Annotated in this window: 18 protein-coding genes and 1 other annotated feature; of the genes, 13 read left to right on the plus strand and 5 right to left on the minus strand. The window is 44.7% G+C overall.

Annotated features, from left to right (window positions below):
* Positions 1 to 331 precede the first annotated feature (331 nt).
* Positions 332 to 847 carry a gamma carbonic anhydrase family protein gene (locus tag AAEO50_RS13070; RefSeq protein ID WP_341984326.1) on the minus strand — a complete coding sequence of 172 codons (516 nt, stop codon included), beginning with the start codon at positions 845 to 847 and terminating at the stop codon, positions 332 to 334.
* 84 nt (positions 848 to 931) lie between these two features.
* Between AAEO50_RS13070 and AAEO50_RS13075 the strand changes: the two genes are divergently transcribed.
* The 4 genes from AAEO50_RS13075 to AAEO50_RS13090 all read left to right on the plus strand — a co-directional run bounded on the left by AAEO50_RS13075 (position 932) and on the right by AAEO50_RS13090 (position 6,570).
* Positions 932 to 1,735, plus strand: a complete 804-nt coding sequence (locus AAEO50_RS13075; protein WP_341984328.1) for an alpha/beta hydrolase — start codon at positions 932 to 934, stop codon at positions 1,733 to 1,735.
* A 15-nt stretch (positions 1,736 to 1,750) separates the two neighbouring features.
* A complete protein-coding gene (locus AAEO50_RS13080; protein WP_341984330.1) occupies positions 1,751 to 2,815 on the plus strand; it encodes a tetraprenyl-beta-curcumene synthase family protein in 1,065 nt (354 codons plus the stop codon).
* A 263-nt stretch (positions 2,816 to 3,078) separates the two neighbouring features.
* Positions 3,079 to 5,451, plus strand: a complete 2,373-nt coding sequence (locus tag AAEO50_RS13085) for an immune inhibitor A domain-containing protein (RefSeq protein WP_425383199.1) — start codon at positions 3,079 to 3,081, stop codon at positions 5,449 to 5,451.
* Between the two features lie 117 nt (positions 5,452 to 5,568).
* Positions 5,569 to 6,570 carry an LLM class flavin-dependent oxidoreductase gene (locus AAEO50_RS13090; protein ID WP_341984334.1) on the plus strand — a complete coding sequence of 334 codons (1,002 nt, stop codon included), beginning with the start codon at positions 5,569 to 5,571 and terminating at the stop codon, positions 6,568 to 6,570.
* 49 nt (positions 6,571 to 6,619) lie between these two features.
* On the opposite strand, the gene AAEO50_RS13095 is transcribed toward AAEO50_RS13090, so the two are convergent.
* Positions 6,620 to 7,192 carry a class I SAM-dependent methyltransferase gene (locus tag AAEO50_RS13095; protein ID WP_341984336.1) on the minus strand — a complete coding sequence of 191 codons (573 nt, stop codon included), beginning with the start codon at positions 7,190 to 7,192 and terminating at the stop codon, positions 6,620 to 6,622.
* Positions 7,189 to 8,154: a TIGR01212 family radical SAM protein gene (locus AAEO50_RS13100; protein ID WP_341984337.1), complete on the minus strand. Its 966-nt coding sequence runs from the start codon at positions 8,152 to 8,154 to the stop codon at positions 7,189 to 7,191. The genes AAEO50_RS13095 and AAEO50_RS13100 overlap by 4 nt, the downstream gene beginning before the upstream one ends.
* 198 nt (positions 8,155 to 8,352) lie before the next feature.
* Here AAEO50_RS13100 and AAEO50_RS13105 point away from each other — a divergent pair, with 198 nt between their 5' ends.
* The 3 genes from AAEO50_RS13105 to AAEO50_RS13115 all read left to right on the plus strand — a co-directional run bounded on the left by AAEO50_RS13105 (position 8,353) and on the right by AAEO50_RS13115 (position 10,163).
* A complete protein-coding gene (locus AAEO50_RS13105) occupies positions 8,353 to 8,646 on the plus strand; it encodes a YtzC family protein (protein WP_341984339.1) in 294 nt (97 codons plus the stop codon).
* Entirely contained in the window at positions 8,643 to 8,807 is a 165-nt protein-coding gene (locus AAEO50_RS13110; protein WP_341984341.1) for a glycogen biosynthesis protein GlgD, read from the plus strand. Before AAEO50_RS13105 ends, AAEO50_RS13110 begins: the two co-directional genes overlap by 4 nt.
* A 168-nt stretch (positions 8,808 to 8,975) precedes the next feature.
* The gene (locus tag AAEO50_RS13115) at positions 8,976 to 10,163 is read left to right on the plus strand and encodes an MFS transporter (RefSeq protein ID WP_341984343.1); all 1,188 of its coding nucleotides are present in this window, start codon (positions 8,976 to 8,978) and stop codon (positions 10,161 to 10,163) included.
* 492 nt (positions 10,164 to 10,655) lie between these two features.
* Here the strand turns inward: AAEO50_RS13115 and AAEO50_RS13120 are convergent, their stop codons facing one another.
* A complete protein-coding gene (locus AAEO50_RS13120; RefSeq protein ID WP_341984346.1) occupies positions 10,656 to 11,177 on the minus strand; it encodes a cupin domain-containing protein in 522 nt (173 codons plus the stop codon).
* Positions 11,178 to 11,367: 190 nt separating this feature from the next.
* Between AAEO50_RS13120 and AAEO50_RS13125 the strand changes: the two genes are divergently transcribed.
* From AAEO50_RS13125 to AAEO50_RS13150, 6 genes are all read left to right on the plus strand, one after another.
* A complete protein-coding gene (locus AAEO50_RS13125) occupies positions 11,368 to 12,732 on the plus strand; it encodes a sigma-54 interaction domain-containing protein (protein WP_341984348.1) in 1,365 nt (454 codons plus the stop codon).
* A gap of 279 nt (positions 12,733 to 13,011) precedes the next feature.
* The gene (locus AAEO50_RS13130; protein WP_341984350.1) at positions 13,012 to 14,334 is read left to right on the plus strand and encodes a GntP family permease; all 1,323 of its coding nucleotides are present in this window, start codon (positions 13,012 to 13,014) and stop codon (positions 14,332 to 14,334) included.
* Between the two features lie 15 nt (positions 14,335 to 14,349).
* Positions 14,350 to 15,126, plus strand: coding sequence for a 3-hydroxybutyrate dehydrogenase (locus AAEO50_RS13135; RefSeq protein WP_341984353.1), 777 nt, complete (start codon positions 14,350 to 14,352; stop codon positions 15,124 to 15,126).
* A 519-nt stretch (positions 15,127 to 15,645) separates the two neighbouring features.
* Positions 15,646 to 15,868: a binding site (T-box leader), on the plus strand.
* A 91-nt stretch (positions 15,869 to 15,959) separates the two neighbouring features.
* Positions 15,960 to 18,374, plus strand: coding sequence for a leucine--tRNA ligase (gene leuS, locus AAEO50_RS13140; RefSeq protein WP_341984356.1), 2,415 nt, complete (start codon positions 15,960 to 15,962; stop codon positions 18,372 to 18,374).
* Between the two features lie 299 nt (positions 18,375 to 18,673).
* The gene (locus AAEO50_RS13145) at positions 18,674 to 18,988 is read left to right on the plus strand and encodes a rhodanese-like domain-containing protein (RefSeq protein ID WP_341984358.1); all 315 of its coding nucleotides are present in this window, start codon (positions 18,674 to 18,676) and stop codon (positions 18,986 to 18,988) included.
* 117 nt (positions 18,989 to 19,105) lie between these two features.
* Positions 19,106 to 19,288, plus strand: a complete 183-nt coding sequence (locus tag AAEO50_RS13150; RefSeq protein WP_341984360.1) for a sporulation protein Cse60 — start codon at positions 19,106 to 19,108, stop codon at positions 19,286 to 19,288.
* Between the two features lie 45 nt (positions 19,289 to 19,333).
* Here the strand turns inward: AAEO50_RS13150 and AAEO50_RS13155 are convergent, their stop codons facing one another.
* On the minus strand, positions 19,334 to 20,593 hold the full coding sequence (locus AAEO50_RS13155) for an NAD(P)/FAD-dependent oxidoreductase (protein WP_341984362.1): 1,260 nt from the start codon (positions 20,591 to 20,593) through the stop codon (positions 19,334 to 19,336).
* Between the last annotated feature and the right edge of the window lie 72 nt (positions 20,594 to 20,665).

The raw sequence follows: 20,665 nt of genomic DNA on the forward strand, positions 1-20,665 counted from the left end.
TTTCGTTTACTCATTTTGGCTCCTCCTTTGATACTTCTATCTTAATATCTTTAGAAGTAGGTGTCCAAAAGAGTAAAGGGGCTAAATAGATAAAAATGAAAAACGGCAGATATAATGAAATAATGGCAGATATCTCTGCCGCAAAGTGGAGCCAAGCCAAATCAGCCGTGAGCCAGCCAAGCTCAAAAAGCTGAAGTCGGGCAAAGTCGGGCCTGACTCCAATAAAAAGAATCTAGCCAGGCACAAATTCGCGATGATCAAAGCAAGTTCAAGCATCCCGTAATTTAACACGAGTAATCTCACTCAGGTTGGGGTATCACAAGTATAAGAGTTAAAATGGTTTGATGCTTTTGTAATACTGCCCTTTTTCGGCATATTCTCTTGAAATGCGTGTCATTTCACTAATATCATGGTCGTTCAGCTCCCTCACCACTTTTGCGGGGCGGCCAAAGGCAAGGCTGTTTGGAGGGATGATTTTTCCCTGGGGAACAAGGCTTCCGGCTCCGATGAAAGCACCTTCACCGATTTCGGCGTTATCTAGTATGATCGATCCCATCCCTATGAGGGCTTTTTTTCTGATTTTACAGCTGTGTAAGATGACTCCGTGGCCGACCGTTACTTCATCTTCAAGGATAAGGGGATTTTCAGGACTTTGGTGAAGGATGGAATTGTCCTGAACGTTCACTTTCCGGCCAATCCTGGTAGGTGCCACGTCCCCCCTGATGACGGTATTGAACCAGATGCTGGATTCTTCTCCGATTTCGACATCCCCAGAAATCGTTACATAATCGGCGATATAAGCAGATTCTGCAATAATAGGTTTTTTATCATGATATGGATAGAGCATTTTTCACTACCCCTTTCAATATTATTTACTATAATAATGGTAGCAGATGCGGACCATTAGAGAAACATTTAAGGAGGATTTGCCATGTGGAAATGGGAAACAGAGCAAGAGGCAAAGGCAGTCATCGTCATTATTCATGGAGCAATGGAACATCATGGCCGATACGGCTGGCTCATTGAAATGTGGCGTGCATCAGGTTTTCATGTCATCATGGGGGATTTGCCCGGTCAGGGAATGACGTCGAGGAGACAAAGAGGACATATTGATTCGTTTGACGAATATATTATCGAGGTAAAGGACTGGGTTCAGGCTGCCTATCAATTTGAACTGCCTGTATTTGTTCTTGGTCACAGCATGGGCGGCCTGATTGCCGTGCGCATGCTTCAGGAGTCACATGTCAATTTGGCAGGGGTCATTCTGTCTTCTCCCTGCCTGGGGCTGGTGGACGGACCTTCGAAGCCAATCGAATGGCTTTCTTACGGGTTGAATAAAATCGCACCGATGGTCAAGTTCCCTTCAGGATTAACGATCGATATGGCGACCCGTAACGCCGATGTCCGGGAAATCGACAGCAATGATACCCTTTATATTACAAAAGTTTCTGTCCGCTGGTACAGGGAACTTGCGCAGGCAATCAAGCTGGCTACAGTAAATTTAAATAAGCTGCCGGATGTTCCGCTTCTGGTGCTGCAAGCGGGGGATGATCGCATTGTCGATAAAAGTGCGGTAAAGAAATGGTTCAACGAGCTGTCTCTTTCTGAAATGCACTATAAGGAATGGCCGAAATGCTACCATGAGATTTATAACGAACCCGAAAGAGAAGAGATCTTTGAATACTCAAAACTCTTTATAGAGAGCCGGCTGAAGGCGCTGGGATACATTTTATAAACGAGGTGGTTAAGCTTGTCAGTACCTGCAAGTCCTTTTTCATTAATGACAAAAGTATATCGGGATATTTTCCCCCTTGTCCATCAAGAGCTGAATTACTGGAAACAGAGGGCCGATGAGATCCCTAATGAAGAATTAAGAAAACAGGCTTTAGCGAGTATTGAGCATAAAACCTTTCATTGTGAAGGGGGTTCGATTCTTTCGATTCTTTCATTGAAGAAGAAAAAGGAAACGATCCGCTTCACGGTGGCTTATCAAACGATCAGTGACTATCTGGATAATCTTTGTGATCGCAGTACGTCGCTTGACCCTGCCGATTTCGAGCTTCTCCATCAATCGATGAAAGATTCGCTGACCGCAGGGGCTGTCCCTGTTAACTACTATGCTTTGAGGGAAGACCAGGATGACGGCGGGTATTTGCGCGACCTGGTTTTGGCATGTCAGGAATCACTGGCCGGAATTCCCCACTATCAAAGTATTCAAAGAGAGCTTTTGGAACTATGTGCGTATTATTGTGATTTGCAAATACATAAACATGTGAAGGTGGAAGAAAGAGAAAGCAGACTGCAGACATGGTTTGAAGGACACCGCTCGGGACTTCCGGAGATGGATTGGTACGAGTTTTCAGCATGCTCGGGGTCAACACTTGGAATCTTTTGCCTGGTGGCTTACGCAAGCCGCCACGACTTTCATCCAGCTTACACTGAGAAAATCAAGTCGGGGTATTTCCCTTACATACAAGGTCTGCATATTCTGCTCGATTATTTTATCGACCAGGAAGAGGACTTTGATGGAGGGGACTTGAATTTCTGTTTTTATTATGAAAATGATGAACATCTAAAAGAGAGACTCATTCATTTTTTGCGTAAAGCGGATGAACATACGAAGGAACTCCCGCACTCCGGCTTTCACCGGTTGATCAATAAAGGATTGATCGGGGTCTACCTGTCTGATGAAAAAGCCCGCCGACAAAAAAGGGTGCAGGCTTTTTCAAAAGAATTCCTGGGAGAAGCAGGATGGGTGACAAAATTCTTCTTTTGGAACGGAAAAATGTATCGGAAATTGAAAAAATTCAAATAAACAGGGTGGTTATTTCGTACTACGAAATAAAATAGTCCCATCTAAAAAGCTGGACCTATTACCATAGGTCCAGCTTTTTGTCGTTTTTTAACATTTTTTATTAGTTAAATATTCCCTTGTAAAAATTTTTCATAGGAGGAAATAATCGATTTATGTCTGAATATATGGATTTTTCTGAAAAATCTAGTATATTGTAATTAGTTGTAAAAATATAGTACATATTAAGGGGGAATGACGTGTTGAAAACACGTAAAGTATTATCTATGGCTCTTACTGCTGCCTTGGGTATCGGCACATTTGCTGGATCGGCATCAGCGGGGACTGTAGTACCAGAGAATGTGTTGTCAAAGCCAACGGTAAAGCATGAACATCATCACGGTGGTCCATTTGACCTCGGAATCGCAAATGACGAGCGTTTGATCGAGATGTTAAAGAAAGAAGGTAAAATCTCTGAGAATGCGACTCAAGCACAGGCTGAAAAAGCGTTGAATAAGTTTTTACAGGAGAAATCTGAAGCTGCTGAAAAAGTGAGCGGAGATCTTCATGAAGATGAAGCAAAGACGAAGGCAAAGCTGCAAAAGGATATAAAGAATAATGACTTAACAGCCGGTAAAGGAAATAAATTAGGACAGGCGAAGAAGAACTCACCTGGATCTGTAAAAGAGGAAGCCTGGGACGGTGAAAAACGTACGGATAAGGTTTTGGTCCTTCTTGTAGATTATCCGGACAAACCTCATAACTCCATGACGGCAGACGAAACCGATATGTATTACGAAGATGAAGATGCTTACTCCCGTGCACATTATCAAGATATGCTGTTTGGAGATGGCGGCTGGACGGGTCCAGATGGAAAAACGTATGTGTCCATGAAGCAATATTATGAACAGCAATCCGGCGGAAGCTATTCCGTTGAAGGAGATGTTGCGGGCTGGTATACAGCTAGTAAACCTGCTGCAGCTTATGGCGGCAACTATCCAACTGAAGATGGAAGTGATGCAGATGCCAGAGGACTTGTTAAAGAAGCTTTAGCTTTAGCAGCAGCAGATCCGAATGTTAACATTGCTGACTATGATAAGTGGGATCGCTATGACCTTGACGGAGATGGAAATTACCTTGAACCAGATGGACTTGTTGACCACTTGATGGTCATTCATTCCGGAGTAGGGGAAGAAGCAGGGGGAGGTTCTCTTGGCTCTGACGCTATCTGGTCACATCGCTGGAATCTTGGAGGCGTTTTCAAGCTTCCTGGTACGAATGCCACTGTCCCTTATTGGGGAGGAGCAATGGCAGCTTATGACTACACGATTGAGCCAGAAGATGGTGCAGTCGGTGTAATGGCCCATGAATTTGGTCACGACCTTGGATTGCCGGACGAATATGATACTCAATACACTGGTGCTGGTGAGCCGGTCAGTTACTGGTCGATTATGTCAAGCGGAAGCTGGGCTGGTGATATCCCTGGAACGATGCCGACAGGTTTCAGCCCGTATATGAAGGAAATGCTGCAAGCATCTGCTGTCGTTGACAATGAAGGGACTCAAGGGAACTGGTTGACCGGTTCGGAAATCAATGTAGACGAGGTCACTTCAAAAGGTGTTGAAGCCCTTTTAGACCAGGCAAACACAAAAGGAACGAACAATGACGTTGTGAAAGTAACTCTTCCACAAAAAGAGACAGTAATCAATGAACCGGCAAGCGGTGAGTATGAGTACTTCTCAGGAAGTGCTGATGACTTGCACAATGCATTATCCACTACAGTGGACTTGACGAATGCGACGTCTGCAGAGTTTAACTTTAAGGCTTGGTATGATATCGAAGTAGATTGGGATTATGCATATGTAACAGTGAACGGTGACCCAGTTGCAAGTGATATCACTACTGATACGAACCCACATGGTTCTAACCTTGGAAACGGGATTACAGGTTCTTCGAATGGATGGATTGATGCATCATTCGATCTTTCTGAATATGCAGGTCAAGAAGTGGAAGTTGCGATTGAATATGTAACGGATGCTGCAGTATCCAATCCAGGTTTCTATGCTGATGACCTATCTCTTGTAGTCGACGGAGAACAAGTGCTATTTGATGATGCTGAAGGTGACCCTAAATTCACATTAGACGGATTCACGAAAAATGATGGTATTAAACGTTCCGATCACTACTACCTCCTTGAATGGCGCAGCCACAACGGTGTCGATGAAGGTCTTGCCAACATCCGCCGCGGTGCAAGCTTGATGCAATTCAATAAAGGTCTAGTGGTATGGTATGTGGACAAGCAGTTCAGCGAAAACTGGACAGGAATCCATCCGGGAGAAGGATTTGTAGGAGTAGTCGATGCCGATCAAAGCACAAACTACTGGAGTGACGGAGCGGTTGGCTCAACTCGTTACCAGGTACATGATGCGGCATTCAGCCTGAATAAATCAGAAAAAATGTTCCTAGATTATTCTCAGCTGTTAGGCGTGACGATGAAGGATAATCAAACTGCTCAGACACCACTATTTGATGATAGTCTGGACTACAGCAACAAGGGTCTTGTAGATGCAGGACGTGATGTTCCGGACTACGGATTGAAATTCCGTGTGACTGGTGAAAGTGCAGACGGTACTGTAGGTAAGGTATTGATCTTCAAATAAGAATGATTTTGTAAAGGGTGACGGCTTTAGGGCCGTCACCCTTTAAGCATGTTATTGGACATTTTTTATTGAGGAATTGATAATAATACTCACATCAATTAAAGGAGATGTCCAATTTTGGCTATCAAATTAAGTGTGTTAGATCAGTCACCGATTTCAGAAGGAATGAGTCCCCAAGAGGCTTTGAATAATACAGTAGAACTTGCACAGTTTGTTGAAAAGCTTGGTTTCACCCGCTTCTGGGTATCGGAGCACCATGATTCACCGAGCCTTGCCGGATCATCACCGGAGGTATTGATCGCCCATCTGGCGCAGAACACGTCGAAGATCCGTGTCGGGTCAGGCGGGGTTATGCTGCCGCATTACAGTTCGTATAAAGTAGCTGAAAATTTCAGGCTGCTTGAAGGATTGAATCCTGACCGGATTGATTTGGGTCTGGGCAGGGCACCGGGTGGAATGCCAATGGCTTCGATGGCCCTTAGTGAGGGAAAGCACCGCGATGTTCATCGTTATCCCGAGCAGATTGATGAACTGTTGGGATACCTCACAGATTCCCTTCCCGATTCACATCCATACCAGGGATTGACTGCAGCTCCCATGATCGAAACGAAGCCTGATGTTTGGCTGCTTGGATCCAGCCCTTCAAGTGCCATGCTTGCGGCACAAAAAGGACTCCCTTATACGTTTGCACAATTTATCAATGGCGAAGGGGGCCCCCAATATACAGAGGCTTATCGTAATAATTTTGTACCGTCCCAGTATCTGGATAAGCCAAAAAATACGGTGGCAGTCTTCACAATCTGTGCAGAAACGGATGAGGAAGCTGAAAGGGTTGCATCAAGTATAGATTTGTCATTGATCATGCTGGAACAGGGCATGCGTTCTAACGGAACCCCAAGTCCGGAAAAAGCGGCAGCCTATCAATATAGTTCGTTTGAGGCTGCGCGCGTGAGAGAAAATCGAAAACGAATGATTGTCGGAAATCCTGAAAAAGTGAAAAGGGAAATCCTGCAGCTCAGTGAACAATACCAAACCGACGAAATCATGCTCGTCAGCATCACATACGATTTCAAGGACAAACTAAAATCATTCCAGCTCATCGCCGATGCACTGCTTTAAAGCAGTGAGGGACGGGCCTTTAGAATGCTAAAGGCCCGTCCCTGTTATTTTATCTTTTCTCTAATGCAAGGATAAATGGAGGGTTATTGAGTTGGTTCATGAATTGATAGCGCAGGACATGTACGTAATTCTGATCTAATTTCTCTACATAACGGAGCAGATAGTCCCGTTCGACGGCTCCTTCGTGGTGACCGTGGTAAATGACGAGGATAAGGATCCCCTCAGGCGCCAGCATTTCCAGGATTTGATTCATTGCCGATATGGTTGTCCTTGGCCGGGTGACGATTGTTTTGTCCCCGCCGGGAAGGTAACCAAGGTTGAAGATGGCTCCAGTAATCTTTCCGTGATGAACGGGAGGGATTACGTTCATGACCGTCTCGTGTCCCTGATGGAACAGGGTCACCCGGTGAGCGAGATCATGAGTGGAAAGTTGATCTTTAGTATTCTCGACGGCTTCCTCTTGGATATCAAAACCGTAAACCCGTCCGTTTTCTCCGACGAGCTGTGCCAGAAACAATGTATCGTGGCCGTTGCCGAGTGTTGCATCTATTGTAATATCGCCCGGTTTTACCGCATTTTCCAAAAGCTTTCGGGCAAATGGTAAGATTCGTTCCAGTTTCATTCTTTCACATCCACACTATAATATTTTCCTTGCCAGCTGTTTCGATTCTTCAATTCCTGATCAATGGCATTCAACACATTCCACTTATTCACACTCCACATCGGTCCCACCATGATTTCTATCGGACCGTCCCCTGTAATTCTGTGGATGATCATTTCAGGAGGAAGAATCTCCAATTGATCACAGACAAGGTTAACGTATTCATCAAAATCCATAAATTCAAGAAGTCCCTTCTCGTACTGTTTGACCATTGGTGTCCCTTTCAATAAATGAAGAAGATGAATCTTAATTCCCTGTACATCCAGCTTTGCCACCTCACGTGCAGTTTCCATCATCATGGCTGCATTTTCCTGAGGCAGGCCGTTAATAATATGGGAGCATACACGGATCCCGTGTTTTCTAAGCTTGTTTACACCTTCTAGATAGCATTGATAGTCGTGTGCACGATTAATCAAATCCGAGGTCTTTTCATGGATGGTCTGAAGTCCGAGTTCCACCCAGAGGTAAGTCCGCTTATTGAGTTCGGCAAGATACTCGACCACGTCATCCGGGAGGCAGTCAGGACGCGTGGCGATTGAGATCCCGACGACACCTTCCTGTTTTAAAACAGACTCATACTTTTCCCTCAAAACCTCTACAGGCGCATGCGTGTTTGTAAATTCCTGGAAATAGGCCATGTATTTTCCGTCTTTCCACTTATTATGCATTTTGTCTTTAATATCATTGAATTGCTTTTCGAGCGGGTCCACACGTGCGCCTGCGAAATCGCCTGACCCTGCTGCACTGCAGAATGTACAACCGCCATGAGCGACGGTGCCGTCACGATTCGGGCAGTCAAAACCGCCATCAAGTGCGACTTTGAACACTTTATGACCAAAATGATTGCGTAAATGGTAATTCCATGTATGATATCGTTTGTTATCTGCTGCGTACGGGAACGGGTGTGCCACGATGACAAACACCTCCTAATTTCTTTCATCTAAGTATGTATAAACCCTCATCAAAAAGATTTTAACATGAATGGGGACATGAAAGTATCTTCCCTGTGTAAATAGGCGAAGATTACCACTTCTGAATGCGGTCTGGAGGTTAAAACTAATGAAGAAGAAGAGCTGGCATATTCTCTTCTTTAAACAAAAAGAGAGCAGGAGGTAGTCGACATGGCAACAAGACAATCCATTGAAGACTGTATTCAGAAATGTGAAGATGCCATTCGTTACGCTCAAGAGCAATATAAATCAGGTATGGAGCAAGAGCATTATCACGATCAGGAATACACGAAAGCGATGCAGCAGATTGAAGAAGCGGTCAATGATGTCGCTGACCTGGCGCACAGTGCGAATGCCCAGCAGCGTGAACAGCTGCACAGAATGAGACTTCAGCTGCAAAATCTGCAAAATGAGATGATTTTATTAGAACACGATCCGACTGTAGTGGGAGGAAAATTACATTGAAAAAACGTTCTAAACAAAATAATCCTGAACAAAAAACAAGAAGCGACTTCCGTAATCTGGATACAGAATTCGGTGCAGAACAGAACACTGTGAAAACAGCAAAGAAAAAGTATGAAAAACAGGGTCAGCCGGTCAAATCAAAACAGAATAACGGGAAATGATTTTAGAAACTAGGTGCTTTAATGGTGCCTAGTTTTTTTGTTGGTTTGGCTGGTAAGGTGATGGAGAGAGTTCCGAGAAAAATCATAAAAATAGTTCTTGCTACACCAGATTAAAAAGAGTAAAATTCTTTTGGGACTCGAAATAAATGGGTGGAAAGGAAGCAGAAAATGCCTAAATCTTTATGGTTGCTTGTTATCGGGATGATGGTGAATGTCACTGGTTCTTCCTTCTTGTGGCCGCTCAATACGATCTATCTGCATGAACATCTCGATAAGTCATTATCGGTTGCCGGGCTGGTACTGATGATCAATGCAGCGGCAAGTGTCATCGGGAATCTGATCGGCGGAAGCCTTTTTGATAAATTGGGGGGCTACCGCTCCATATTGCTTGGAATCAGTATTACATTAGCAGCGCTGATTGGGATGAATCTGTGGCAGGGCTGGCCTTATTATGTTGTATTTTTGACTGTGATCGGATTTGGTTCGGGGATTGTATTCCCTTCTATGTATGCCATGGCTGGTTCGGTTTGGCCTGAAGGCGGGCGGAAGGCATTCAATTCCGTTTATGTCGCTCAAAACATCGGTGTAGCAGTCGGCGCAGCTTTAGGCGGATTAGTGGCATCTTTTTCATTCAGCTATATATTCCTCGCGAATTTGCTGATGTATATCGTATTTTTCTTCATCGCTCTTTTGGGTTACCGCCATATTTCGGTGGATTCAGGAAGACAGACATCTGTCTTGAACGAGAAAAAAGTGATTCGGAACAAATCAAAGCTTACTGCTCTTCTCATCATCTGTGCGGCATATTTATTATGCTGGGTCGGTTATGTTCAATGGCAGTCGACCATAGCCACCTACACACAGGAAATCAATATCAGTTTGAAGCAGTACAGCCTGCTTTGGACCATTAACGGTGCATTGATCGTGCTCGCTCAGCCAATTTTATCAAAAGCGATCAAACGGTTTGAAGACAATCTTAAGCTGCAGATCATGATTGGAACGGTCATCTTTATGGTTTCATTTGGAGTGGCTTCTGTATCGGGAAATTTTGAGTGGTTTGCCATCTCTATGATTATCCTGACAATCGGGGAAATGCTGATATGGCCGGCAGTGCCAACGATAGCGAATTCTCTTGCACCCAAGGGACGTGAAGGTTTCTATCAAGGGATTGTTAACAGCACCGCAACCGGGGGAAGAATGATTGGGCCATTTATCGGGGGAGTGCTGGTTGATTTGTTCAGCATGCAGGTATTATTCATGACGCTGGTCGGATTCTTCATCGTCTCACTGACGTTAGCAAGCCTTTATGATCGTCCGTTGAAAAAGGAAGCAGCCTTATCATTACCTATACATTAAAAAAGCCAATGACATTGCTTATTGGCTTTTTCTATACGGAAATTGTCCAGCTCCGGCGGCTTTTGAATGGGCCGGGAAGGTGCTTTTTGCCTTCTTGGACCATTTAGCTTATGACCTCGAAGGGCTAGCCTCTTATGCTTGTCGGGGCTGGGCGAGCCGCCTCCGCTTTTCTCTATTGTCCAGCTCCGGCGCCTAGAGGCTCGAGGTCATAAGTTAAACCTACCAAAAAGGCAAAGAGCGCCTTTCCGGTAGGTTCACCTTATGCTTGTCACCTCTGAGCAAGGCGCCTCCGCTTTTCTATATAAAAAGGGCTCCCATTTCCTATGGAAGCCCACTTGCAAAAAATTGAGGCGGATGATCAGCAAACTCCACATAGTCTGTTGCCATTAAGGCATGATCACCGACTTACACAATTCAGCTCATCGCTTGTATAGAATAACACGGAATGAATCCAAACACAATCTTTTCTTTTGTATATGAATTGGAACATTTTTACTCGGTTACTTTTTTAATGTTTTGCAGCCAGTATTTATTAACCGGACCCTTGTCACCATATACAGGATCAAATTCGGGCAGAGGTACATTTTTGATGTCGATGAGGACTTGAGGGCGTTCTTTTATAGACCCTTCCTTCATATTATAATCAGTTCCGTCAGGATAGGCACCGACCACTTTGAAGTCGGAAGTGGAGGATAACTTTTTATGGCCGGTCCCTGCAGGCAGTAAGATGACATCACCTTTTTGAAGGGAGACTTCCATGCCCTTCTTACCGCCAAGTTGAACGTTTCCTTCGCCTTCCATGACCCCAAGCACTTCGTGTGAATTGCTGTGATAATGGTGATAATCATGGATACCGTTCACCCAGCTGTTCAGCCACTTATTATCATTAAAGATTCTTTCCATCTCATCTGTATTTTCCACTGCATTCCGGTAGATGAGAACAGGGAGATCCGGATTGTTTGGGATGATTCCATCATCTTCTAAATAATAGATTTTTAAACGATCAACTTCCATTCCATCACCTCCTCGTATTTATATAGAGAGATTCCCTCTCCCTTCAATTCATAAACCCGATTCTTCCTGTTTTATATATTTTGGAAATACCCCTCGGTTTTCAATCGATATGCTACTATAATAGTAAGGATTATTTTGAATAGATAGACGATTCTATATAGATCATACAGCAAGAAAGCAGGGGATTAGGATGAGCAGTCTGTTAAAAAAAGTTTCTGCCGAGATGATTGAAATCATCTTGGAGAATGCCTTTGAATGGCTGGTTGTAGTCGATAAAGAGGGTCACATCATTTATATCAATGAAAACTATTGCAAGTTTCTCGAAGTGGACAGGGATAAAGCGATCGGTACCCATGTAACCAATGTGATTGAGAATACAAGGATGCATAAGGTCGTGGAGAGCGGAAAAGATGAAGTGGCCGATCTGCAGTACATCAAGGGGAACTATATGATTGCAAACCGTATCCCGATCGTTGTGGACGGGGAAGTGATCGGGGCTTTCGGCAGTGTCATCTTTCGCGATACAAGTGAATGGATGCAAATGAGTTCACATGTAAAAAACATGATGTCCAAGATACAAAGCTACATACAGGATATCAATTCAGGCGTGAAGTACAGTTTGAATGACATTATCGGGGAATCGGAAAGCATCAGGGAACTGAAAGATAAGGCGCAAATGATTGCACCCAGCGATATCTCAATATTGATCAGGGGGGAAAGCGGAACAGGTAAGGAACTATTTGCACACAGCATACACCAGCTTAGTGAAAGAAGCGGTCAGCCCTTCATTAAAGTGAATTGTGCTGCGATTCCGGAACAGCTTCTGGAGTCAGAGTTATTCGGATATGAAGAAGGTGCGTTTACCGGAGCCAAAAAAGGCGGGAAAAAAGGGAAATTTCAGCTTGCGCATAAGGGGACTCTTTTTCTGGATGAAATAGGGGACATGCCGCTTAACATGCAGGCAAAACTTCTGAGGGTACTGCAGGAAGGAGAAGTGGAAGCGGTGGGGTCGTCACGGGTGCACCAAGTGAATGTCAGGATCATTGCTGCCACCAACAGACCACTCGAAAAGATGATGGAAGAAAAAAGATTCAGGAGTGATCTCTATTATCGAATCAATGTCGTGCCATTTGTCATTCCCCCTTTGCGGGAAAGAAAAGATGACATCGCCCCGCTTGCTCAATTCTTTTTAGAAAAATCCACGAAGGCTTCAGGTAAAAGGATTCATGGATTTCAGCAGGAAGTGATGGATGTCTTCACTTCATACAGCTGGCCGGGTAATTTAAGGGAATTAGAGAATATGATAAATGCATCAACTTATTTATCGAACGAAAATCAAATTCCATTGAGTTCCTTACCAGAGTACATGAAGGCGGGTACGCTTTATAATGTAGAATCGAAAACATTGAAAGAAATCATAGATGATACGGAAAGAAGCGTTTTGGAACAAAGTCTGAAAAAATTTCAGTATGACCGGAAAAAGATGGCGGAGGCACTCGGTATAAGCAAATCGACAATGTATGAAAAATTAAATAAATATGAGCTTCTGGATTAGTCCGGAAAACTGGAATTAAGTCCGGCTTTCCGGACTTTTTGTTTCTTGTATTTAATTGTGTACATCCTGTGAATGATTTCTTTGGATAGTCCGAATTTCCGGACTGACGTGCCCCGCAGGATACTGGTTTTATTAATCTGAAAGTTGGCACAATTATTGCATGTCTATTAGTGAACGCTTTGTACAGAAAGGAGCAGACAATTAACAAACATAAAAATGTAAACGATTGCAACAACAGGACAGGAGAAAAATTTCAGTTGAAAAAAGGGGGATAACAATATGTTAAGTATGATTGGTCTCATTGGAGGACTTATATTATTAATCTTTTTAACAATGCGGGGCATGAATATTTTAATTGTCGGACCGATTTCTGCATTATTTGTAGCTGTATTAAGCGGTATGCCGCTATTTCCGCAGCTTGCTGCAGAAGGAGAGGCGAATCTGGTCTCTAACTATATGTCGGGCTTTACCAGCTTCGTAGCCGCATGGTATTTAATGTTCTTGCTTGGAGCCATTTTCGGTAAGGTGATGGAGGATAGCGGGGCGGCAGACAGTGTATCGCGTTTTGTCGTTGATAAATTGGGGATGAAATATGCAGTATTTGCAATTGTTTTGGCCTGTGCCGTTTTGACTTATGGCGGGGTAAGCTTATTCGTCGTAGCATTCTCTGTATATCCAATGGCAGTCAGCCTTTTTAAACAGGCAGATTTGCCCCGGCGATTCATACCGGCTTCACTTGCCTTCGGATCTGTAACTTTTACGATGACGTCAGCCGGATCGCCTGAAATCCAAAACTGGATTCCGATTGAATATTTAGGGACAACGCCATACGCCGGCTGGGAAGTCAGCTTGATTGTCGCAGTGTTCATGGCAGTGTTCGGCTACTGGTGGTTAAAGCGAATGATCGCCAAAGCGGTCAACAAAGGAGAAAGATTCCAATCACGTGAAGAAGACCCTGTCATTGATGAAGGCAGACCTTTGCCAAATCCATTAATGGGTCTGATCCCGTTATTGGTCGTTCTGATTCTTTCGTTTATTTTCCACGATTCTTTAAAGCAGTCGGCACTGATCATTGCGTTATTAGGCGGGGTCATTTCTGCATACGCTTTAAATCGAAAATATTTCAAAGGATTTTGGAGTGCGGTTTCAGAGGGTACGATCGGTGCCCTGATCGCAATCGGGAATACGGCCGCGGTGGTTGGATTCGGAGGAGTGGCGAAAGCTGTTCCGGCATTTGAAACGGCTGTAGCTGTCATGACGAATATTCCAGGATCGCCTCTTATCGGGGGAGCAATTGCAGTAAGTGTCATTGCAGGTATGACAGGATCTGCATCCGGCGGCCAGGCAATCGCCCTGCCTATCCTGGCTCCTCATTATGTCGATATGGGTGTTAATCCTGAAGCCCTTCACCGGACTGTGGCGATTTCTTCAGGTGCATTGGATTCCCTTCCGCATAACGGATATGTTGTAACGACGATCCGGTCGATCTGTAATGAATCCCACGGGGAAGCTTACGGTGCAGTCGGGGCATTGACCGTCATTGTGCCGTTGATCGGATTGGCGATGGCGATCATTTTATTCAGCTTGGGAGTAGGTATATAAGAAAGGAGTATCATCATGGTTGAAAATAAAGTCGTATTTGTAACGGGTGCAGCACAGGGAATCGGTTATGAAATCGGCAAGGAATTCGCTGCGAACGGGGCAAAAGTTGTTCTAACAGATTTGAAAGAAGATGGGGTGCAGGAAGCTGCCCTCGCTTTGAAGAAAGAAGGGTATGACGCTCTTGGCATCCGCTGTGATGTTACTTCAGAGGAAGATTTAAAAGAAGCGATTGCCTCGACGGTGAATCATTATGGCACACTGGATGTCCTGATTAATAATGCAGGCCTTCAGCATGTGTCGCCTATCGAAGATTTCCCGACAGAGAAATTTGAGTTTTTAGTGAAGGTTATGCTCACTGCTCCTTTTGTGGCAATCAAACATGCATTGCCCATCATGAAAGAGCAGGGATTTGGAAGAATCATCAATATGGCGTCCATTAATGGACTGGTGGGATTTGCCGGCAAAGCAGCCTATAATTCCGCAAAACACGGCGTCATCGGCTTGACGAAGGTGGCAGCACTTGAAGGTGCAGCACATGGTGTCACTGTGAATGCTGTGTGCCCGGGTTATGTCGATACTCCGCTGGTGCAGAATCAGCTTGGTGATCTGGCTAAGACGCGAAATGTTCCACTAGAGAAGGTGTTGGAAGAAGTCATCTACCCGCTGGTACCGCAAAAAAGGCTTCTGGAAGTAAAGGAGATCGCGGATTATACAATGTTCCTGTGCAGTGACGCAGCGAAAGGCGTGACTGGGCAGGCAGTGGTGCTGGACGGGGGATATACGGTTCAGTGATGTATGTATGGAGAAAGCTGAGACAAACGTGTTCTAGATAAGGTTGACCCGAATTAATATGCGTTTTCAAAGGCAAATTAGTTCGGGTTTTTGGTTTAATATGCAGTTAGAATTTAGCTGTTTCCAGCGATTGATTGGAGTGCAAGACGAAGACTCCTGCGGGAAGAGTAGCTTATTAGAAAAGCGGAAGGGTTTTGTTCAGAGGCTTATGACATTTGCCTCTAAACCCTGCAGCTAGACATGTGAGACCCCGGAGGCAAAGCCGAGGAGGCTCACGAACTACCCGCGGAAAGCGAAGTCTTGCACGGAAATCAATAGCGGTATTTAGAACCTACTCCTCTTTAGACAGTGGTATTTATAGTTTTTCCCAGCCTTTTCATTTTTATGGTTATCTATTTTAAAATCAAAAATTGAGCTGCTCTGTCAAAAACGGCTTCAAATTTATTAAATTCCTTAACATTAGGCTTGCGCTCCTGAATATTTTCTCCTAAAATAGTGAATATATATAAAGATTCTATATTGTAAACGTTGATCAGGAGTAGTAGTGAATGTTTTCTGTCTTAGAGAGTTGACGGGTGGTGGAAGTCAACCGGAAGCATCATGAACTCGCCTGCTGAGTTGCAAGTGTGAACATCACAGTAAGACTTGCCGTTTTCCGCGTTAAGGATGAATGAAGCTGAGTGCGCGTACACTAATGTGGGTGGTACCGCGGGAGAATGTAAATACAACTCTCGTCCCAAATATTTATTTGGGATGAGAGTTTTTTTATTTTTAAAAAGAAAAGAGGCTGTAACGGTACCTTTTCTACCATCAAGTTAAAGGAGGATCTCAATATGAGTTTTAATCATAGAAGTGTTGAGACGAAATGGCAAAAGTATTGGGAAGAGAATAAAACGTTTAAAACGACCGAAGACGAGTCGAAAAAGAATTTCTACGCGCTGGATATGTTCCCGTATCCATCAGGCGCCGGGCTTCACGTCGGTCATCCTGAAGGATATACAGCGACAGATATCCTTTCAAGAATGAAACGTATGCAGGGCTATAATGTCCTTCATCCGATGGGATGGGATGCGTTCGGTCTTCCTGCTGAGCAATATGCGCTTGATACAGGAAACGATCCTGCAGAATTCACCCAACAAAATATTGATAATTTCCGCCGCCAGATCAAGGCGCTTGGATTCTCTTATGATTGGGACCGTGAAGTGAATACGACAGATCCTGGTTACTACAAATGGACGCAGTGGATTTTCCTTAAGCTTTATGAAAAGGGCCTGGCTTATATTGATGAAGTAGCGGTGAACTGGTGCCCGGCACTTGGGACGGTGCTGGCGAATGAAGAAGTCATCGATGGCAAGAGTGAACGCGGAGGTCATCCGGTCGAGCGCCGCCCGATGAAACAGTGGATGTTGAAGATCACGGCTTATGCGGACCGTCTTCTTGAAGATCTTGAAGATGTCGATTGGCCTGAAAGCATCAAGGATATGCAGCGCAACTGGATCGGCCGTTCTGAAGGGGCGGAGCTCGTCTTTACTATTGACGGACATGACGCCTCATTCGATGTATTCACTACGCGTCCTGACACGATCTTCGGTGCCACGTATGCAGTGCTTGCCCCTGAACATGATCTTGTTGAAAAGATCACAACACCGGAACAAAAAGAGCAGGTAGAAGCGTACCTTGATAAAGTGAAAACCAAGAGCGACCTTGAACGTACCGACCTTGCAAAAGAAAAAACAGGTGTGTTCACTGGGGCCTATGCGATCAACCCGGCAAACGGCAGCAAAATGCCGATCTGGATTGCAGACTACGTTCTTGTAAGCTACGGATCCGGAGCGATCATGGCCGTACCTGCCCATGATGAAAGAGACTACGAATTTGCTAAACAATTCGACCTGCCGATCGTTGAAGTGGTTGCCGGCGGGGACGTTGAAAAAGAAGCATACACCGGTGACGGGGAGCACGTTAACTCTGATTTCCTGAATGGACTTGGAAAAGAAGAAGCAATCACAAAAGCGATCTCCTGGCTTGAAGAAAAAGAAATCGGTACGAAGAAAGTCACATACCGCCTTCGCGACTGGCTGTTCAGCCGTCAGCGCTACTGGGGCGAGCCGATTCCGGTCATTCATTGGGAAGATGGCACGACATCCGGTGTTCCGGAAAGTGAGCTTCCTCTTGTTCTTCCTAAAACAACTGAAATCAAACCGTCCGGTACAGGTGAATCACCACTTGCCAACATCAGCGACTGGGTGAATGTCGAAGACCCTGAAACAGGCAAAAAAGGACGCCGTGAAACAAACACGATGCCGCAATGGGCGGGAAGCTGCTGGTATTACCTTCGCTACATCGATCCTCATAACGAGGAAGCACTTGCAGATGCGAAGAAAATGGATGACTGGCTTCCGGTCGATATGTACATCGGTGGAGCAGAGCACGCGGTACTTCACCTGCTGTACGCACGTTTCTGGCACAAATTCCTTTATGACATCGGGGTAGTCCCTACGAAAGAGCCGTTCCAAAAGCTTTTCAACCAGGGGATGATCCTTGGTGAAAACAATGAGAAGATGAGTAAATCAAAAGGAAACGTCGTAAACCCGGATGAGATTGTAGAGTCTCACGGTGCGGATACGCTTCGCCTGTATGAAATGTTCATGGGGCCGCTTGAAGCATCCGTTGCATGGAGCACAAATGGACTTGATGGAGCCCGTCGCTTCTTGGACCGTGTGTGGCGCCTTCTTGTTGAAGAAGATGGTTCCCTATCTAGCAAAGTCGCAGACACTGCCAACCCCGGCCTTGATAAAATCTACAACCAAACAGTCAAGAAAGTAACTGAAGACTATGAAGGGCTGCGATTCAACACCGGAATCTCCCAGCTGATGGTCTTTATCAATGAAGCGTATAAAGCTGAGACCCTTCCGAAAGCGTACGTGGAAGGTTTCGTGAAGATTCTTGCCCCGATCGCCCCACATACCACAGAAGAGCTGTGGGAGAAGCTTGGACATGAAGATTCCATCACTTACGTGGAGTGGCCGGCATTCGATGAGTCAAAGCTTGTTGATAACGAAGTGGAAATCGTCCTGCAAGTGAACGGTAAAGTGAAAGCGAAAGTGATGATCCCCCGCGATATGAACAAAGATGATCTTGAAAAAACAGCTATGGAAAACGAAGACATCAAGAGTCAAATCGAAGGGAAAACAGTACGCAAAGTGATTGCCGTACCAGGCAAGCTTGTGAATATTGTGGCGAACTGATCGTGAATGAATAAGGGGACGGACCTTTTTAAAGGGTCCGTTCCTTTTTTAATAATTTGAGCCAGGCACAAATGGACTGTATTGAGCCAGGCACAAAAGGACTGTATTGAGCCAGGCACAAAAGGACTGTTTTGAGCCAGGCACAAAAGGACTGTTTTGAGCCAGGCACATCCCGTTTCCCAAATAAAAATACCTGCACACCACAGCCTCTCAAAAAATACCCCTGAGCGTTTAAACTTTTTGTGAATGGGAATACCTTTGATATAATCAATATTGATAATCATGAAAGGGTGAAGTAAATGTCTGAAATCAAAACAATCACAACAGATGAATTGAACACGAAACTTAAAAATGGTGAAGACCTGTTATTAGTCGACGTACGTGAAGATGAAGAAGTAGAAGAGGGTATGATTCCGGGTGCCCGCCACATCAAAATGGGTGATATCCCTGAGTCACTTGACAAATTTGATAAAGATAAAGAATATATTTTTATCTGCCGCTCAGGCAACCGCAGTGGAAATGTAGCGCATTATATGAAGGATCAAGGTTACAAAGTGGTAAACATGGAAGGCGGCATGATGAACTGGGCAGGGGAAACAGCGCCCAAAAAATAATGTCATTGCTAGAAAACACATTCCTGTAGAGGGAGTGTGTTTTTTTTATGGTTAATTGTTTGAAAATTTAAATATCTGACAATACTAGTGATAGTTTCCAGAAAGGCGGGGTTCGGAATGATTCAGGTGAAGGTGTTTGATTATGAGCACGAGAAGGATTTGGAGCAGGATATGAATCAATTTCTGAGTAAAGTGGATGAGAAGAAAATCGTCGATATTAAATATCATATCGCTGCGTTGTCAGAAGAAATGGAAGAGCAGATTTACTGTTTCTCCGCAATGGTCATTTATCGAAAATAAAAAGGTTGATACGTCTCGTGGATAAGACGATCAACCTTTCTTTTTTTATACTTTTGCTGCATTATAGCCTGCAAGACGGCCAGTCACAAGGGCACTCGTGATGTTATAGCCGCCTGTGTATCCGTGGATATCCAGTACTTCCCCGCAGAAAAACAGACCGTGCATCTTTTTTGAAGCCATCGTTTTCGGCTCGATTTCCTTAACCGACACGCCGCCGCCCGTAACGAATGCTTTTTCAATCGACAGGGTGCCGTTCACAGTAAATGTGAATTGCTTTAACAGCTTAACAAACTGGCGGACTTTCTCCGAAGAGAGGTGGTCTCCTTTTTCATCTGGATCCATTCCTGCTTGATCGAGTAAGAATAATAGATACCTTTCCGGCACCAGGCCTTTGAAGATATTTTTGGCCGCTTTCTTTCCTTCTTCTTTTACCTGCTTGTAAAGTGATTGGAAGAGCTGTTCTTCATTTTTATCCGGAAGGGAGTCGACGACCATCGTCACATGGGTCAGGTTCCATTTCTTCATCGCTTTCACGACATACTGACTGGAGCGGAGAACAGCCGGACCTGATATGCCTAAATGAGTGAAAATCATGTCCATCTTATGGGTGATCAGCTTCTTCCCTTTAGGGTTCAGCACGCTCAGTTCAACGTCCCGGAGCGACAATCCCTGTAAGGCTTTCTGCTTGATGAATGGTTCATCGGACGTCAATGGAACCTCAGTCGGGAATAATTCAGTGATCGTGTGGCCGGCTTTTCTGGCCCAGGGGTATCCGTCACCGGTTGAGCCGGTATGAGGGACTGACTTTCCGCCTACTGCAATGACCACGGCTTTTGAATGGATCACTTCTCCATTCATTAATCGGATTCCCTTTGTTTCGCCATCCGCATAAATCACTTCTTCAACCGCCGTACTCGTTCTTGTCTCCACCCGTAATTCTTTCATTCTGTTTAAAAGAGCCTCTACAACATCCAGCGCCCGGTTCGAGACCGGAAACATCCGGCCGTGGTCTTCTTCTTTTAATTGAATTCCCAGGTTTTCAAAGAAAGAAATGATGTCTTCATTATTGAACTCGGAAAAAGCGCTGTACAAGAAGCGGCCGTTGCCGGGGATGTGTTTGATGATCTCATCGATCGGCAGGCGGTTTGTCACATTACACCGGCCGCCACCTGAAATCGCAAGCTTTTTCCCGAGCTTTGTTCCTTTATCTACAAGAAGGACCCTGGCACCGTTCTCGCCGGAAGCGATGCTCGCCATTAATCCCGATGGTCCTCCGCCTATAACAATTACGTCATATGCTGACATTTTTTCACCAACTTTATAGTTTAACTTCTCAACACTTAATATTAACAAAAACGCCCGTACTTAAAAAGTTTA

This window comes from Rossellomorea oryzaecorticis (genome assembly GCF_038405515.1).
Lineage (GTDB): Bacteria > Bacillota > Bacilli > Bacillales > Bacillaceae_B > Rossellomorea > Rossellomorea oryzaecorticis_A.

What these genes read in the sequence shown, in the direction of transcription:
- AAEO50_RS13075 (WP_341984328.1), top strand. Translation starts at nt 932, where the DNA reads ATGTGGAAATGGGAAACAGAGCAAGAGGCAAAGGCAGTCATCGTCATT.
- AAEO50_RS13085 (WP_425383199.1), top strand. Translation starts at nt 3,079, where the DNA reads ATGGCTCTTACTGCTGCCTTGGGTATCGGCACATTTGCTGGATCGGCA.
- AAEO50_RS13125 (WP_341984348.1), top strand. Translation starts at nt 11,368, where the DNA reads ATGAGCAGTCTGTTAAAAAAAGTTTCTGCCGAGATGATTGAAATCATC.
- AAEO50_RS13120 (WP_341984346.1), bottom strand. Translation starts at nt 11,177, where the DNA reads ATGGAAGTTGATCGTTTAAAAATCTATTATTTAGAAGATGATGGAATC.
- AAEO50_RS13105 (WP_341984339.1), top strand. Translation starts at nt 8,353, where the DNA reads ATGGCAACAAGACAATCCATTGAAGACTGTATTCAGAAATGTGAAGAT.
- leuS (WP_341984356.1), top strand. Translation starts at nt 15,960, where the DNA reads ATGAGTTTTAATCATAGAAGTGTTGAGACGAAATGGCAAAAGTATTGG.
- AAEO50_RS13150 (WP_341984360.1), top strand. Translation starts at nt 19,106, where the DNA reads ATGATTCAGGTGAAGGTGTTTGATTATGAGCACGAGAAGGATTTGGAG.
- AAEO50_RS13155 (WP_341984362.1), bottom strand. Translation starts at nt 20,593, where the DNA reads ATGTCAGCATATGACGTAATTGTTATAGGCGGAGGACCATCGGGATTA.
- AAEO50_RS13115 (WP_341984343.1), top strand. Translation starts at nt 8,976, where the DNA reads ATGCCTAAATCTTTATGGTTGCTTGTTATCGGGATGATGGTGAATGTC.
- AAEO50_RS13070 (WP_341984326.1), bottom strand. Translation starts at nt 847, where the DNA reads ATGCTCTATCCATATCATGATAAAAAACCTATTATTGCAGAATCTGCT.
- AAEO50_RS13145 (WP_341984358.1), top strand. Translation starts at nt 18,674, where the DNA reads ATGTCTGAAATCAAAACAATCACAACAGATGAATTGAACACGAAACTT.
- AAEO50_RS13095 (WP_341984336.1), bottom strand. Translation starts at nt 7,192, where the DNA reads ATGAAACTGGAACGAATCTTACCATTTGCCCGAAAGCTTTTGGAAAAT.
- AAEO50_RS13135 (WP_341984353.1), top strand. Translation starts at nt 14,350, where the DNA reads ATGGTTGAAAATAAAGTCGTATTTGTAACGGGTGCAGCACAGGGAATC.
- AAEO50_RS13130 (WP_341984350.1), top strand. Translation starts at nt 13,012, where the DNA reads ATGTTAAGTATGATTGGTCTCATTGGAGGACTTATATTATTAATCTTT.